The following is a 15,347-nucleotide window of genomic DNA, read 5'->3' as shown; positions in this document are numbered from 1 at the left end:
CCGCGAGCCGGCCCGCGACGACGAGCCGGACATCGAGGCCGAGTGGGCGAAGATCGTCGCCGGTTTCCACACCGCGCCGAGTGCCGGCAGCCACCCCTGGCCGGCCGCGGAGGACGTCGACGACCCGGTCGACCCGACCACGCCGGGCGGCGGCGCCCCGGGCCGGGCCGAGGAGACCGCCGGCCCGACCGCCACCGACGTCCGGCGGCTGCCCTACGCGGCGGACGTTTCCGGCATCTCGGTGAGCCGGGGGCAGGACGAGCCCTCGCTCCTGGACGGCCTGGACACCTTCGGCGCCGACCTGCCCGGCGACGAGGACGAGGAGCACTTCACCCCGCCACCGCCGCCACCGCTGCCGCGCTTCTCGAAGTACGCCGTGGTGGGCGTGCTCTGCATCGTGCTCGGGTTCCTGCTCTTCCTGTCGCCCACCGTGCTGTCGGCGGTCGACCCGTCGGTGGTGACCCTGTTCGGCTTCACCGGCATCCTGGCCGGCTTCGTCATGCTGATCTGGCGGCTGCGTCCCGGCGACTCCGACGAGCACGACCCGGACGACGGCGCGGTCGTCTGACCCCCGCCCCGAGCCCGGGCCCGGATGGCGGGACACCGCGCGGGCGGGGCAGCGGTGTAACAGGGGTGTAACTTACGGTCAGTAGGAATACCGCTGTACGTCACATCCCGCACCGGCTGTCCGGGTTGTGCCCTTCCTCCGGTGGTCGGTCCCCTGCTGATCGGAATACCCGAGATGCGACAGAGCCCCCTCGTGGTGGTGGCCAACCGCCTCCCCATCGACGACAGTGTGGCGCCGGACGGCGCCTTCGAGTGGCGCCGCAGCCCCGGCGGCCTGGTGAGCGCCCTGCACCCCCTGCTCCGGCACACCCCGGCGACCTGGGTGGGCTGGGCGGGCGGCACCGGCCCGGCGCCGCACCTGCCCGACGTGGACGGGGTCCGGATGCGCGCGGTCCCGCTCAGCGACGAGGACTTCCGCGACCACTACGAGGGTTTCGCCAACGCCACCCTCTGGCCGCTCTACCACGACGCCGTCGAGCAGCCCGAGTACCACCGGCGCTGGTGGGAGGCGTACCAGCGGGTCAACCAGCGGTTCGCCGAGGCCGCCGCCGAGGTGGCCGAGCCCGGCGGGCTGGTCTGGGTGCAGGACTACCACCTCCAACTGGTGCCGGGGCTGCTCCGCGACCTCCGCCCCGACCTGCGGATCGGCTTCTTCCTCCACGTGCCGTTCCCGCCGCCGGAGCTGTTCATGCAGCTCCCCCGCCGCGCCGAGCTGCTGCGCGGGATGCTCGGCGCCGACCTGATCGGCTTCCAGCGGGCCCAGGCCGCGCACAACTTCGCCCAGCTCGTGACGAAGGTGCTCGACCTGCCCGCCACCGACCGGCGGATCGGCGTCGGCGACCGGGTGGTCCGGATCGGCGCCTTCCCGGTCTCCATCGACACCGCCGAGATGGCCGCGCTCGCCGCCCGGCCCGACGTCGCCGACCGCGCCCGGCGGCTGCGTCAGGACCTCGGCGACCCGGACCGCGTCATCCTCAGCGTCGACCGGATGGACTACACCAAGGGCATCGAGCAGCGGCTCAAGGCCTACCACGAGCTGCTGGCCAGCGGGGACGTCAAGGTCCGGGACACCGTGCTGGTCCAGGTGGTGGTGCCAACCCGGGACCGGGTGGCCCAGTACCAGATCCTGCGCGACCGGGTGGAGCACCAGGTCGGCCGGATCAACGGCGAGTTCGGCCGGGTCGGCGAGCCGGCGATCCACTACCTCAGCCGGCCCTTCGACCGCACCGAGCTGGTCGCCCTCTACCGGGTCGCCGACGTGATGGCGGTGACCCCCCTGCGGGACGGGATGAACCTGGTGGCCAAGGAGTACGTGGCCGCCCGGGTCGACGGCACCGGCGCGCTGCTGCTCAGCGAGTTCGCCGGAGCGGCCGCCGAGCTGGCGCAGGCGTACCTGGTCAACCCGCACGACCTGGACGGGCTCAAGGCCGCGCTGCTGGCGGCGCTACGGGCCGCGCCGGAGGACGTCGCGGCCCGGATGCGCACGATGCGGGAGCACCTGGGCCGCAACGACATCCACGCCTGGGCGGGGTCCTACCTGAGTGCGCTGGAGGAGACCACGTCGCCGCTCGGCCGGCGCACCACGAGCGGCTGACGTCGGCGCTCACCCGCGGGCGGGCGCGGGGTCCTTCTCCAGCCAGTCGAGGATCGCGTCGAGCGGCTCCTGCCAGCGCGCGTCGAGCATGAGGTCGTGCCCCATGCCGGGGAAGAGCAGCGGGGCCGAGGCGTAGCGGCGGGCCGCCCGGGTCAGCGCGGCCGGCGGCACCACCCGGTCGTCGGGGCTGCCCAGCACCAGCACCGGCGGGCGGCCCACCGGCGGCTCCGGCTGCCGCCCGGTGAGCAGCTGCCACTGTGCCCGGCGGCCGGCCCGGCCCAGCCGGGAGACGTGGCGGCGGGCCTCGGCGTCGGGCAGTTCCCGGCTGAACAGCTGGCGGCGGTTCAGGCGCAGGCCGGCGCCGAACACCGCGGGCACCGTGCCGGCGGGGTTGCGGCGCAGCGCGGTGCCGAAGGTGCCCCAGCCGCCGAGCACCGGCGCCACCAGCACCGCCGCCCGGGCCGGGTAGCGGGCCAGGGCGTGCGCGACCACCCGGGCGCCGGCGCCGTGGCCCACCAGCACCGCCTGCCGCGGCAGGCCCGCCGCCGCCTGGACCACGTCATGGGCGTACGACCGCAGCGTCGCCCCCGGCGCCGGCTCGCTGCCGCCGTGCCCGCGCAGGCTCAGCGCGTACGCCGGGAAGCCGCGACCGGCGGCGTGCCCCAGCCAGTGCTCGGCGAACGCCCACGCCCCGTGCCCGAACCCGGGCACGAAGAGCAGCGGCGGCCTGGCCTGGTCCTGCTCGGGCACCGCGGCGACCACCTCGCGGCGGGCCGGCCGCTCCGGACGGGCCCACTCCCAGCCCCGGACCACCCGCACCCGCTCCGCGCTCACTTGCCCTCCAGGTCGTGCAGGGCGCGCTGGAGCGCGCGCAGGTAGTCGGCGTGCCCGACCTCGAACCAGTGCCGGGTGCTGTCCTTGACCTTCCCCGAGTACCGCTCGCCGAGGCCGGCGGCGACCTTGCGGCCGAACGCGGCGGCCCGGTCCGGGCGGGTGGTGCGCAGCGTGAGCAGCCGGGCGAAGAGCACGCTCTGCCAGTGCGAGATGGGGAAGATGCCGGAGTCCGGCTGCACCAGGCCGACCACGGCCAGGGTGGGGTGGCCGGCGGCGAACGCGTTGAGCCAGAGCCGGGGGCGGCCCGAGCCGTCCGCGTCGCCGAGCACCTTCCCCTCGAGGAACTCGAAGCGCGGCAGGTAGCCGGTGGCGAAGACGACCAGCTCGGGGTCGATCTCGCGACCGTCGGCCAGCTCGACGGTGCGGTCACCGAACCGGGTGACGTCGGGCACCGGGGTGATCTCCCCGTGGCCGACGTAGTAGACGAGCTGGCTGTTGGCGATCGGATGGGTCTCGTAGACCCGGTGGTCGGGCCGGGGCAGGCCGAAGCGGGTCAGGTCGCCGACGGTCAGCCGCAGCGTCCAGTGGTAGAGCCACTGCCGTACCCGCTGCGGCACCCGCAGCGCGAGCATCGTGTCGTTGACCTGGTCGGCGGGGCGGCCGAAGACGTACTTCGGGGCGTACCAGTAGCCGCGGCGGGTGGAGTGCCAGCAGCGGGACGCCTGCTGGGCCGCCTCGACCGCGATGTCGCAGCCGGTGTTGCCCGCACCGACCACCAGCACCCGCTTGCCGCGCAGCTGGGCCGGGTCCTTGTAGGACGAGGCGTGCATGACCTCGCCGCGGAACTCCTCCAGCCCCTCGTAGCGGGGCAGCTTCGGCGACCAGTTGTGCCCGTTGGCCAGCACCACGGCCGCGTAGCGGGAGGTGCGCTCCGGGCCGTAGCCGCCGGTGCTGCGGGTGGTGACGTCCCAGCGGTCCCCCTCGACCGGCTCCACCCGGACGACCTCGGTGCCGAACCAGACGTGCTGGCGCAGGTCGAAGTGGTCGGCGTAGCGCTCGAAGTAGGACAGCAGCTGGGCGTGGTGCGGGTAGTCCGGCCAGTCGTCCGGCATCGGGAAGTCGGGGAACTGGGTGAACGGCCGGGACGAGATGAGGTGCGTGCTGGCGTACACCGGGCTGCGGTCGTGCCGCCAGTTCCACGCCCCGCCGACGCCGGTCTCCCGCTCGTAGCAGTCCACCCCGAAGCCGGCCTCGCGGAGGTTCTTCACGGCGGTCAGGCCGCTGGCCCCGGCGCCGATGACGCAGACGGTGTCGCCCCGGTCGGAGACCGGGCGGCCGTCCCGGCTCGGGGCGACCGTCGGGTCCGGGTCGGGGCGGCCGAGGTCGGTGGAGGAGGACACCGGGAATCTCCTTTTGTGCGGCACGAGTGCCGGGTCGGTGCGAAATCCTGCCGACAATGCCCGCCGTTGTCCAGCCCCCACGGATCGGCGGAGGACGGGCGGGGCTCAGTCGCCGGCGGGCAGCAGCAGGTCGACCAGGACCGGGAAGTGGTCACTGGCCTGCCGCGTCCGCGGCGTGTCCACCACGTCGTAGTCGACGACCTCGACGCGCGGGTCCACGAAGAGGGCGTCGATGCGCCGGCGGGGGTTCGCGCAGGAGTAGGTGTGCCGGTCGGCCCGGTCCATCGCGACCGCCGCGTCGGTCAGCCCGTCCGCGACGGTCCGCCACGCCGGCCCGTCCGGCCCCTCGTTCAGGTCCGCGCCGGCCACCACGGGCAGCGTCGCGGCGGCCAGTTCCCGCTTGAACGCGGCCGCCTGGGCGGGCCGCTCCGCCGGGTCGGTGGAGAGGTGGGAGCCGGCCAGCAGGAACCGGGTGCCACCCACGAGGCACTCGGCGTACGCGGCGCCGCGCAGGTGCCGCCCCGGGGTCAGCGGGTAGCGCTGGCAGCGGGTCGCCGTCACCCGGACCCGCAGGCTGGTCAGCAGCACGTTGCCGAGTGACGGCAGACCGCCGGCCGCGACGACCAGCCCGAAGGAGTCGGCCAGCGTGGCGCACTTCTGCCGCCACCGGAACCGCCGCGGCCCCTCCTGGACGATCACCACGTCCGGCGCGGCCGTGCGGACCACCTCGGCCAGCGCCGCGGTGTCGTCCCGCTGGCTGTGGATGTTGTACGAGACCACCCGCAGCGGCACGCCTGCTGGCGGCACGTCAGATCCGCCGGGCCAGGTCGGCGGCGCCGATGACACCGGCGGTGTTGCCCAGCTCGGCCGGGCGTACCTCGGCGACGGGCAGGCGGCTGCGCTGGGCCAGGGCGTCGGTGAACGACCGGCGGGTCGGGCCGAGCAGCAGGTCGCCGGCGTCGATCACGCCACCGCCGACCACCAGCACCTGCGGGTCGAGGATCTGCGCCATGTCCGCGAGGCTGGTGCCGAGCCAGCGGCCGACCTGGGCGAACGCCTCGGTGGAGACGGGGTCGCCGCCCTTGGCGGCGGCGGTGACCATCGGGCCGGTGATCCCCTCGGCCTCGCCGCCGGCCAGGTCCAGCAGGGCGGTGGCCCGGTGGGGCTCCTGGCGGGCCGCGGCGCGGGCGAAGCGGACCAGGGCGCTGCCGCTGGCGTACTGCTCGATGCAGCCCAGCCGGCCGCAGCCGCACTGGTGGCCGTCCGGCACCGTGAGCATGTGGCCCAGCTCGGCCGCGATGCCGTTGGCCCCGCGGACCAGCTCGCCGCCGAGCACGATGCCGCCGCCCACGCCGGTGCCGATGGTGAACATGACCATCGAGTCGTCGGCGTGCCGGGCCGCGCCGTAGCGGAACTCCGCCCAGGCCGCGACGTTCGCGTCGTTCTCCACGATCACCGGCAGGCCGGTGGCGTTGCTGACGTAGTCGCGCAGCGGCTCGTCCCGCCAGGCCAGGTTGGGGGCGAAGAGCACGGTGGAGCGGGAGGCGTCGATCCAGCCGGCCGCGCCGATGCCGACCGCGTCGACGGTCTGGCCGGTGGCCAGCTCGGTGACCAGCTCGATGATGACGTCGCGGGTCTTGGCGACGTCGTCGGCGGGGGTGTCCCGTCGGGCCTGCACGAGAACCTTGCCGGTGTCGTCCACGACACCGCCGGCCACCTTCGTGCCACCGACGTCGACTCCGATGGTCAGCGTCACCGCTGCCACTCCCCTCTGCTGTGCTGCCCGGCCGCGGCCGAACCGGCCGTGTGATCCCGGGATGTCCGGTGGTCAGGCCCCGTCGCCTGGTGCGTCCTCGCCCACCTCGCCGGACGCCCGCGAGGCGGGCACCACGGGACGGCCGGCCGGCGGCCGGCTCGGCGCCGGCACGTCCGGCCCGGCGGCATCGGCGGGCGCGGCACCCGGATCGGCCGCGCCCTCCCCCCGGGTGGCGGCGGACCACACGTCCTGCTCGGGTGCCGGCTGAGAATCATGCCCGGTACGGGTCGCCTCGCGCCACACGTGGTCCCCGGCCGCGGTTCCGCCGGACCCGCCGGCTCCGGCCGGGTCGCCCGGCCCGGTCGGCTCGGCCGGGACGAACGCGCGCAGCATGCTGGCCACCCCGGCCGCCAGGTCGCCCGCGCCGGTGGCGAGCCGCTCGGCGAATTCGGGACTCGGGTCGCGCAACGCCGCGATACCCCGACAGACCGGGCAGACGCAGCATTCCGGCGATCCGGTCGCGAAACCCGCGGCACCGCCGGAGGGGGCGGCCGCCCCGTCGCCGGCGCCGGCGCGGCCCGGGGTGTGACCGAGGACACCCGACAGGATCCCACCGAGCGGACCCCAGGGGCCGGCGCCCGGGGTGGCGGCGGCCAGCTTCGCGGTGGCCAGCAGCGTGGCGACGAGGCGCTCGGCCTCTTCCCGGGCCGAACCCGGATCAGTGGTGCCCATGGGTCGGCTCCTCCAGCGTGACAACCGGGACGACGGTCGGGTCAGTGGGCCGCACCGGATGCTTCTACCCGGCGCTTGAGCTGCTTCAACGCCGCATCCATGATCATTTTCTCGGCCTTGCGGCGAAACATGCCGAGCATCCCCACGGAGAGCTCCACCTCGAGGGTGTAGGTCACCGTGGTCGTTCCGTCCGGATTGCCGACCAGGTCGTACGACCCGCGCTGGGACTTCTGCATCTTCGAGGGCGCCACCAGGTGCCACTCGATCCGGGAGATGTCCTCGGCGTACTCGTAGGCCAGCACGTACTCGTCGGCCATCACGCCCGCGTCGATGGTGAACCGGACCTGGCTGGCGTAGCCGTCCTCGTACTCCTCGATCACCTCGGCCCGCCGCACCGCCTCGGCCCACTCGGGATAGCGGGGGAAGTCGCAGATGACCGCCGCCACCCGGTCCGGTGACGCGCCGACGACGATCGACTGGGTGGAGGAGTCCGCCATGGGGGGGAGGCTACCCGGCGGCGGGCCGCCGTGTGCCGCTCCACCCCCGCCCGTCGCGGCGCGCCGGACGAGGGGGTCGTGTCCCACCAGCCGGGCGGGCAACCTCCCCACCTCCTCCCCCGGAGCGGCCGGGTAGGTTTCGACAGAGCCGGACCCGGCCGGCCGCCAGTGCGAGCACGAGGGAGTGCAGGTGCGCGAGTTCTCCGTTCCGCCGATCGTCACCGTCGGCGACGCGGCCAACCTGACCGACCCGGTCTGGGACAACGCCGAGGTCGCCCCCGACGCCGTGCAGTTCGTGCGGCGCGCCGAGGGCACGGGCGGCGCCTGGCTCGACGTGACCTGCCGGCAGTTCCGCGACGAGGTCGTCGCGGTGGCCCGCGGGCTGGTCGCGGCCGGTGTCTCCCCCGGTGACCGGGTGGGGCTGATGAGCCGCACCCGCTACGAGTGGACCCTTGTCGACTACGCGATCTGGGCGGCCGGCGCGGTCACCGTGCCGATCTACGAGACCTCCAGCGCGGAGCAGGCGGCCTGGATCCTCGCCGACTCCGGCGCGGTCGCCGTGGTGGTGGAGAGCACCGCGCACGCCACCCTGGTCGCCGGGGTCCGCGACCGGCTGCCCGAGCTGCGCGAGGTCTGGCAGATTGAGCTGGGCGCGGTGGACGAGCTGGTCGCCGCCGGCGCGTCGGTCGACCCGGCCGAGGTCGAGGTGCGCCGCTCGACGCTGAAGGCCGACGACGTCGCCACCATCATCTACACCAGCGGCACCACCGGCCGCCCCAAGGGCTGCGTGCTGACCCACCGCAACATCTACGCCGACATCGCCAACGCCGTGCCGGTGCTGCCGAACCTGTTCCGCGAGGGTGCCACCACCCTGCTCTTCCTGCCGCTGGCGCACGCCTTCGCCCGGCTCATCCAGGTCGGCGTGGTGCACGCCCGGGCCACCATGGCGCACTGCTCGGACACCAAGAACCTGGTCGGCGAGCTCCAGGAGTTCAAGCCGACCTTCGTGCTCTCCGTGCCCCGGGTCTTCGAGAAGGTCTACAACGGCGCGCGGCAGAAGGCCGAGGCCGACGGCAAGGGCCGGATCTTCGACCGGGCCGAGAAGGTGGCCATCGCGTACAGCGAGGCACTGGAGACCCCCGACGGGCCGGGCCTGGGCCTGCGCGCCCAGCACGCGGTCTTCGACAAGCTGGTCTACGGCAAGCTGCGGGCGGCCATGGGCGGCCGGTGCCGGGACGCGATCTCCGGCGGCGCCCCGCTCGGTGCCCGGCTCGGGCACTTCTTCCGCGGCATCGGGGTGACCATCTGCGAGGGCTACGGCCTCACCGAGACCGCGCCGGCCGCCGCCGCGAACCTGCCCGGGCACACCCGGATCGGCACCGTCGGCCGGCCGCTGCCCGGCGTCACCATCCGGATCGACGACGACGGCGAGGTCCTGATCGCCGGGGAGATCATCTTCCGGGGCTACTGGCACAACGAGACGGCCACCGCCGAGGCGCTGAGCGCCGACGGCTGGTTCCGCACCGGCGACCTGGGCCGGCTCGACGAGGACGGCTACCTCTCCATCACCGGCCGGAAGAAGGAGATCATCGTGACCGCCGGCGGCAAGAACGTCGCCCCGGCGGTGCTCGAGGACCAGGTCCGGGCGCACCCGCTGATCAGCCAGTGCCTGGTGGTCGGCGACCGGCAGCCGTTCATCGCCGCACTGGTCACCATCGACGAGGAGGCGCTGCCGAAGTGGCTGGCCGCGCACGGTCGCCCCGAGGACACCACCGTTGCCGAGCTGCGCGGGGACGAGGCGCTGCGCGGTGAGGTGCAGGCCGCGATCGACCAGGCCAACCAGTCGGTCTCCAAGGCCGAGGCGATCAAGGTGTTCCGGATCCTGCCGCAGGACTTCACCGAGGCGACCGGCGAGCTGACCCCCTCGCTCAAGGTCAAGCGGCAGGTCGTGCACAAGACGTACGCGGCGGAGATCGCCGATATCTACCGGGGCTGACTACCATCCGTCACGTGCCCGCCTCGACACCCAGCCAGCCGCAGACGCAGTCCCTCGCGGCCGCGGCGCGCGTGGTTCTCCTCGCGCTGGTCGCCGCCCTGACCCTGTTCGCCACCCGCGACGCCGCCCAGCTGTGGTGGATCGCCCTGCTCGGCGTCGCCGGGCTGCCCGCCGTGCTGGCCCCGCAGCACCGGCTGCTCGCCCCGATCAGCCGCTTCGCCGAGGTGGTGGTCCTCGGGCTGGCCGCCAGCCAGGTCGCCGCCGACACCCACCTCACCGGGGTCACCGGCGGGCTGGGCGCCTCGGCGGTGCTGCCGTACCTCGCGGTGCCGGTCACCGTGACCGCGCTGCGCCGCCGGTTCCGCGAGGGCGCCGCGCTGCTCGTGGTGACGGCGGCCACCCTGCTGGTCAGCGCGGCCTTCACCGAGGTCGGCGGCGAGCCGCAGCTCGGCCAGCTCGGCTACCTGGCGGTCTGCGCGCAGTGGCTGATCCTGGCCGGCCTCGGCCTCTACACGGCCGGCACGCTCCAGCGGGTGATGCGGGTCCGCGGTGAGGGCAAGCCCCAGCCGTACGCCGAGGCCACCCGGCTCCTCACCCAGCTGCGCACGGTGGCCCGCCAGCTTCCCGGCGCCACCCTGGACCCGGGCGGCATCTCCGAGCACCTGCTGGAGGAGCTGCGGGTGGTGGCGAAGACCGACCGGGGGGCGGTGCTGTCGGCCAGCGGCGGCGGCCGGCTGGTGGTGCTCGCCCAGATCGGCGCGGACCGGGTGGACTGGGAGACCACGCTCGACGCGGACTCGGCGATCGCGGACGCCTGGGCCAGCCAGCAGCCCACCACCTCGGCCCGCTCGCAGGCCCGCTCCCGGGCCTCCGGCGAGGTCTCGGCACTGATCGTGCCGCTGGTCGCCGGGGTGCGCACGGTCGGCCTGGTGGTCGTCGAGGCGGACACCGCGCACGCGTACCCGCCGCCGGTGGTGTCCCGGGTGACCGCGCTGACCGGCCCCGCGGCGCTGCGCCTGGAGGCCGCGCTGCTCTTCGACGAGGTGCGTTCGCTGGCGACCAACGAGGAGCGGCAGCGGCTGGCCCGGGAGATCCACGACGGGGTCGCCCAGGAGCTGGTGATGGTCGGGTACGGCATCGACAACGCCCTGGCCACCGTGCACGACGACGCCGAGGAGACCGCCGACTCGCTGCGCACGCTGCGCCAGGAGGTCACCCGGGTGATCACCGAGCTGCGGCTCAGCCTGTTCGAGCTGCGCAGCGAGGTGGACCGGCACGGCGGCCTGGCCGCCGCCATCGCCGAGTACGCCCGCACCGTCGGCGCCTCCGGCGGCCTCCGGGTGCACCTGTCCCTGGACGAGTCCACCGCCCGGCTGCCCGCCGCCACCGAGGCCGAACTGCTGCGCATCGCGCAGGAGGCGGTGACCAACGCGCGCAAGCACGCCGGGGCCGCGAATCTGTGGGTCACGTGCGAGGTGGACCCCCCGTACGCCCAGATCGAAGTGTCGGATGACGGTCACGGCATCGGTGACCAGCGCCCCGACGGGCACTACGGTCTTGCGATCATGGCCGAGAGGGCGGAACGTATCCGGGGCCGGTTGGAGATCAGGCCGCGGCAACCCAGCGGCACGACCGTGGCGGTGGTACTCGGCTCCTCGCCCCGGCGCGATAAGGTGCGCGGCAGCGCAGCAGCAGAAGGGGAGTAACCCGAGGATGACCACCAGCCCGACACCGGCCACCCGGACCAAGGTGCTCCTTGTCGACGATCACGACCTGATCCGCAAGGGTCTGCGGCACGCCTTCGAGCGGGACCGGCAGTTCGAGGTCGTGGGCGAGGCCGCCACGGCCGCGGAGGGCGTGCGCCAGGCCGGCGCGCTCCAGCCGGACGTAGTGATCATGGACCTGCGGCTGCCCGACGGCAGCGGCCTCGAGGCGACCCGCGCCCTGCGCAAGTCGAGCGCGTCGATGGGCATCGTGGTGCTCACCATGTACGCCGGCGACGACCAGCTCTTCGGCGCCCTGGAGGCGGGGGCGAGCGCGTTCGTGCCGAAGACCGCCCCGGCCGACGAGGTGGTGGCCGCGGCCCGGCACGCCGCCTCCTCCCCCAGCGCGTTCACCGCGGCCGACCTGGCCGAGGCGATGAAGCGCCGGCTGGCCCCGTCCGGCCCGCAGCTCTCCCCCCGTGAGGGCCAGGTGCTGCGGCTGCTGGCCGACGGCATGAGCGTCGCGGGCATCGCCAAGCAGCTGTTCGTCAGCGAGTCGACCGCCAAGACGCACATCTCGAAGCTCTACGAGAAGCTCGGCGCCGCCAACCGCGCCCAGGCGCTGATGACCGCGCTGCGGCTGGGGCTGCTGGAGGCCCCGGACGCCCCGAAGTTCTGACGGCGTACCGCCAGTTCGACGCCGGAGAGGCCCCGTCCGCACGCCGGACGCGGGCCTCTCCGGCATTCCGGGCAGCCGTGACCGCGTACGGTGAAGGGCCGGACGCGTAGCGACGGCGGTCTTTGCACCGCGACGGCGGGCGGGCAGAATACCCGGGTGATCCGCGCGGCGGTGACCCCCGCGCGCCGCCGACACAAAGGGGCAAGCGCATGCAGCGGCCGGACTGGGCACCCGAGACCATCGACATCGAGCGCCCCAGCGTCGCCCGCATGTACGACTACTACCTCGGTGGCTCGCACAACTTCGCGGCCGACCGGGCCGCCGCGCGGGCCATGGTGGAGGCGGTGCCGGAGGCCCCGCTGATGGCCCAGGCCAACCGGGCCTTCCTGCGCCGGGCGGTGCAGTTCCTGGTCGACGCCGGGGTGCGCCAGTTCCTGGACATCGGCTCCGGCATCCCGACGGTGGGCAACGTGCACGAGATCGCCCAGCGGATCGACCCGGAGTCCCGGGTCGTCTACGTCGACGTCGACCCGGTCGCGGTGGCGCACAGCCAGGAGATCCTGGCCGGCAACGACCGGGCCGCGGTGGTCCAGGAGGACCTGCGCCGGCCGGAGGCGATCCTGCGCCACCCCGACGTGCGCCGGCTGCTGGACTTCTCCCAGCCGGTCGCCGTGATGGTCGTGGCGGTGCTGCACTTCGTCCCGGACGCGGACCGCCCGGAGGAGATCCTGCGGACCCTGCGCGCGGCGCTGGCCCCCGGCAGCTACCTGGTGATGTCGCAGGCGAGCGACGACGGTCGGGCCGGCACCGGCGAGCGGGCCGAGGCCGAGCGGGTCTACCGGCGCACCGACAACCAGCTCTTCATCCGCAGCCGGGCCGAGCTGGCCGCGCTCTTCGCCGGCTTCGACCTGGTCGACCCGGGTGTGGTCTGGGTCCCGGAGTGGCGGCCGGACGCCCCCGAGCAGGCGGAGAACGCCGCGCAGGCGGTCTTCATGGGCGGCGTCGGGCGGCTCGGTGGATGACGACGGGGCCCTCGCCACCACCCGCGCCCGCCCCGGCGCCTTCGCCCGGGCCTGGGCCAAGGCGGTCTCCGGGACCAGCTACCTGCCGATGACCCAGGCCCAGTTGGAGGCGCTGCTCCAGCGGCTCACCGAGCGGCTGGCGCTGGCGCTCCGGGCCGACCCGTTCGACCTCCGGATCGGCCAGCAGGTCGGCGCCGAGCTGGTGCAGTCGCACATCGCCTCCGCGGAGGGGCTCGGCCGCACCATCGAGGTGATCCAGCTCCGCCTGGTGCGGGATCTCGACCTGGCCGTCGACGACGTCGAGGACCGGATGGCCCGGCTGCTCGCCACCGTCGCCACCGGGTACGCCCGCGCGCTGCGCGACCGCACGCTGGACGAGCAGGAGGCCATCCGCCGGGCCGCCATGGTGGCCCGGGCGCAGGCCGAGCGGGCGCTGCGGAAGAGCGAGGCCCGGTTCCGGCACCAGGCCACCCACGACCCGCTGACCGGCCTGCCCAACCGCACCCTGTTCACCGAGCGGCTCAGCGCCGCGATCACCGCGCCCGGGCGGGGCGCCGACCGGATCGGCGTCTGCTTCCTCGACCTGGACCGGTTCAAGGTGGTCAACGACTCCCTCGGCCACCAGGTCGGCGACTCGCTGCTGGTCGCGGTGGCGCGGCGGCTGCGCCGGGCGCTCGGTGAGCACCTGGTGGCCCGGCTGGGCGGCGACGAGTTCGTCATCCTGGTCGAGCGCGCCGGCTGCACCGAGGACGTGGTCAAGGTGGCCGAGACGGCCCTCGCTGCGGTGAGCGAGCCGGCGCTGGTCGACGGGCACGAGCTGACCGTGTCGGCCAGCATCGGCATCGTGGAGCGGCAGGTGGCCGGCACCTCGCCGATGGAGCTGATGCGCGCGGCGGACAGCACCCTGCACTGGGCCAAGGCGGCCGGCGGTGCCCGCTGGTCGCTCTTCGACGCCGACCGCAACCGCCGGGAGCTGGCCCGGTACGCCCTCTCCGCGGCGATCCCCGCCGCGCTGGACCGGGGCGAGTTCTACCTCGACTACCAGCCGCTGACGGGGCTGGGCGACGGCCGCGTGGTCGGCATGGAGGCGCTGGTCCGGTGGCGCCACCCGGAGCTGGGCGTGCTGCGCCCGGACAGCTTCATCCCGCTCGCCGAGGAGACCGGCCTGATCGTCCGGCTCGGCAGCTGGGTGCTCGCCGAGGCGTGCCGCGAGGCGGGCACCTGGGCCGCGGGGGCGGCCGGCGCGCCGTTCGTCAGTGTCAACCTGGCCGTCCGCCAGCTGCACCGCCCCGGGCTCGTGCAGGAGGTGCGGGGCGTGCTGGGACGCACCGGCCTGCCCGCGGAGCGGCTGCAACTGGAGATCACCGAGAGCACCATGATGAGCACGGTGGCGGAGCCGGTCCGCGCCCTTCGGGTGCTGGCCGACCTGGGCGTCCGGGTGGCCATCGACGACTTCGGCACCGGCTACTGCAACCTGGCGTACCTGCGGGACCTGCCGGTGAGCGAGCTGAAGGTGGCCGGCGAGTTCGTGGCCCGGCTGCGCGCCCCGGCCGACGACCCGGGCAGCCGCACCGACGAGCGGATCCTCGCCTCGCTGGTGTCCCTGGCGCACGCCCTCGGCCTGACCGTCACGGCCGAGGGGGTGGAGACGGCCGACCAGGCGGACCGGCTGCGCGCGATCGGCTGCGACGCCGGGCAGGGCTGGCACTTCGGCCGCCCGGGGCCGGCGGGGCCGCACCTGGACCGCTCCCCCGCCCTGACCGACACCGCCTCCTGAGGCGGGTCAGGCCGGCGTCCGCGGCCGGCGGCCGTCCTCGCCGTGCAGGTAGGCCAGCACGGCCAGCACCCGCCGGTTGTCGTCCGTCGACGGCGGCATCCGCAGCTTGCTGAAGATGTTGTTGATGTGCTTGTTGACCGCCTTCTCGGTGACGAAGAGCCGGGCCGCGACCGCCGCGTTGGACCGCCCCTCGGCCATCAGGCCGAGCACCTCCCGCTCCCGGGGGGTCAGCTCGTCCAGCGGCCCCGCCCCGGACCGGCTGGCCAGCAGCTGGGCGACCACCTCCGGGTCCATCACGGTGCCGCCGGCGGCCACCCGGCGCACCGCGTCGACGAACTGGTCCACGTGGGACACCCGGTCCTTGAGCAGGTAGCCGACCCCGCCGAGCCGGTCGGAGAGCAGCTCCCGGGCGTAGAGCTGCTCGACGTGCTGGGACAGCACGAGGACCGGCAGCCCGGGGATCTCGGCGCGGGCCCGGATGGCGGCCTGCAACCCCTCGTCGGTGAAGGTGGGTGGCAGCCGGACGTCGAGCACCGCGACGTCCGGGCGGTGCTCGACCAGCGCGGGCAGCACCGAGGGTCCGTTGTCGACGGCCGCGACCACCCGGCAGCCGAACGCCTCCAGGATGCGGGTCAGCCCGTCCCGGAGGAGGGCGAGATCCTCGGCGATGACAACTCGCACGGCAGCTCCATGGTGATGACGGTGGGCCCACCGGCCGGACTGGTCACCACCATCGTCCCATCGAACGCGGCCAGCCGACGCCCGATCCCCGCCCGCCCCCCCCCCCGCC

The 15,347-nt window shown here is 74.6% G+C and carries 14 protein-coding genes; 7 read left to right on the top strand and 7 right to left on the bottom strand.

Annotated elements, in window-relative coordinates; all coding sequences use genetic code 11:
• A partial coding sequence (locus ACW0Q9_RS21445) for a DUF308 domain-containing protein (protein ID WP_456184011.1) occupies positions 1-568 on the top strand: 568 nt, incomplete at its 5' end.
• Between the two features lie 174 nt (positions 569-742).
• A complete protein-coding gene (locus tag ACW0Q9_RS21440) occupies positions 743-2,161 on the top strand; it encodes an alpha,alpha-trehalose-phosphate synthase (UDP-forming) (RefSeq protein WP_456184009.1) in 1,419 nt (472 codons plus the stop codon).
• Positions 2,162-2,170: 9 nt separating this feature from the next.
• On the opposite strand, the gene ACW0Q9_RS21435 is transcribed toward ACW0Q9_RS21440, so the two are convergent.
• The 6 genes from ACW0Q9_RS21435 to ACW0Q9_RS21410 all read right to left on the bottom strand — a co-directional run bounded on the left by ACW0Q9_RS21435 (position 2,171) and on the right by ACW0Q9_RS21410 (position 7,380).
• On the bottom strand, positions 2,171-2,995 hold the full coding sequence (locus tag ACW0Q9_RS21435; protein WP_456184007.1) for an alpha/beta hydrolase: 825 nt from the start codon (positions 2,993-2,995) through the stop codon (positions 2,171-2,173).
• Positions 2,992-4,395: a flavin-containing monooxygenase gene (locus ACW0Q9_RS21430; protein WP_456184005.1), complete on the bottom strand. Its 1,404-nt coding sequence runs from the start codon at positions 4,393-4,395 to the stop codon at positions 2,992-2,994. The genes ACW0Q9_RS21435 and ACW0Q9_RS21430 overlap by 4 nt, the downstream gene beginning before the upstream one ends.
• Before the next feature lie 105 nt (positions 4,396-4,500).
• Complete coding sequence (locus ACW0Q9_RS21425; RefSeq protein WP_456184003.1) at positions 4,501-5,202, bottom strand: endonuclease/exonuclease/phosphatase family protein; 702 nt, start codon at positions 5,200-5,202, stop codon at positions 4,501-4,503.
• 1 nt (position 5,203) lies between these two features.
• On the bottom strand, positions 5,204-6,160 hold the full coding sequence (locus tag ACW0Q9_RS21420; protein WP_456184001.1) for an ROK family glucokinase: 957 nt from the start codon (positions 6,158-6,160) through the stop codon (positions 5,204-5,206).
• Between the two features lie 63 nt (positions 6,161-6,223).
• Positions 6,224-6,883, bottom strand: a complete 660-nt coding sequence (locus ACW0Q9_RS21415; RefSeq protein WP_456183999.1) for a hypothetical protein — start codon at positions 6,881-6,883, stop codon at positions 6,224-6,226.
• Between the two features lie 41 nt (positions 6,884-6,924).
• Positions 6,925-7,380: an SRPBCC family protein gene (locus tag ACW0Q9_RS21410; RefSeq protein WP_456183997.1), complete on the bottom strand. Its 456-nt coding sequence runs from the start codon at positions 7,378-7,380 to the stop codon at positions 6,925-6,927.
• A gap of 190 nt (positions 7,381-7,570) precedes the next feature.
• Here ACW0Q9_RS21410 and ACW0Q9_RS21405 point away from each other — a divergent pair, with 190 nt between their 5' ends.
• The 5 genes from ACW0Q9_RS21405 to ACW0Q9_RS21385 all read left to right on the top strand — a co-directional run bounded on the left by ACW0Q9_RS21405 (position 7,571) and on the right by ACW0Q9_RS21385 (position 14,557).
• Positions 7,571-9,376: an AMP-dependent synthetase/ligase gene (locus ACW0Q9_RS21405; protein WP_456183995.1), complete on the top strand. Its 1,806-nt coding sequence runs from the start codon at positions 7,571-7,573 to the stop codon at positions 9,374-9,376.
• Positions 9,377-9,390: 14 nt separating this feature from the next.
• Positions 9,391-11,082: a GAF domain-containing sensor histidine kinase gene (locus ACW0Q9_RS21400; RefSeq protein ID WP_456183993.1), complete on the top strand. Its 1,692-nt coding sequence runs from the start codon at positions 9,391-9,393 to the stop codon at positions 11,080-11,082.
• Between the two features lie 7 nt (positions 11,083-11,089).
• Complete coding sequence (locus tag ACW0Q9_RS21395; RefSeq protein ID WP_007072219.1) at positions 11,090-11,758, top strand: response regulator transcription factor; 669 nt, start codon at positions 11,090-11,092, stop codon at positions 11,756-11,758.
• Positions 11,759-11,967: 209 nt separating this feature from the next.
• Positions 11,968-12,780, top strand: a complete 813-nt coding sequence (locus tag ACW0Q9_RS21390) for an SAM-dependent methyltransferase (protein ID WP_456183991.1) — start codon at positions 11,968-11,970, stop codon at positions 12,778-12,780.
• 88 nt (positions 12,781-12,868) lie between these two features.
• The gene (locus ACW0Q9_RS21385; RefSeq protein ID WP_456184013.1) at positions 12,869-14,557 is read left to right on the top strand and encodes a putative bifunctional diguanylate cyclase/phosphodiesterase; all 1,689 of its coding nucleotides are present in this window, start codon (positions 12,869-12,871) and stop codon (positions 14,555-14,557) included.
• A gap of 6 nt (positions 14,558-14,563) precedes the next feature.
• On the opposite strand, the gene ACW0Q9_RS21380 is transcribed toward ACW0Q9_RS21385, so the two are convergent.
• Complete coding sequence (locus tag ACW0Q9_RS21380) at positions 14,564-15,238, bottom strand: response regulator (protein ID WP_456183989.1); 675 nt, start codon at positions 15,236-15,238, stop codon at positions 14,564-14,566.
• Between the last annotated feature and the right edge of the window lie 109 nt (positions 15,239-15,347).

This window comes from Micromonospora sp. I033, from assembly GCF_053890995.1.
Note: the sequence above shows the minus strand (reverse complement) of the source record. Positions and strands in the feature narration are given on the sequence as shown.

Bases quoted from the DNA above. Each gene is read 5' to 3' on its own strand.
- ACW0Q9_RS21440 (WP_456184009.1), top strand. From the start codon at position 743: ATGCGACAGAGCCCCCTCGTGGTGGTGGCCAACCGCCTCCCCATCGAC.
- ACW0Q9_RS21415 (WP_456183999.1), bottom strand. From the start codon at position 6,883: ATGGGCACCACTGATCCGGGTTCGGCCCGGGAAGAGGCCGAGCGCCTC.
- ACW0Q9_RS21410 (WP_456183997.1), bottom strand. From the start codon at position 7,380: ATGGCGGACTCCTCCACCCAGTCGATCGTCGTCGGCGCGTCACCGGAC.
- ACW0Q9_RS21395 (WP_007072219.1), top strand. From the start codon at position 11,090: ATGACCACCAGCCCGACACCGGCCACCCGGACCAAGGTGCTCCTTGTC.
- ACW0Q9_RS21390 (WP_456183991.1), top strand. From the start codon at position 11,968: ATGCAGCGGCCGGACTGGGCACCCGAGACCATCGACATCGAGCGCCCC.
- ACW0Q9_RS21385 (WP_456184013.1), top strand. From the start codon at position 12,869: ATGACCCAGGCCCAGTTGGAGGCGCTGCTCCAGCGGCTCACCGAGCGG.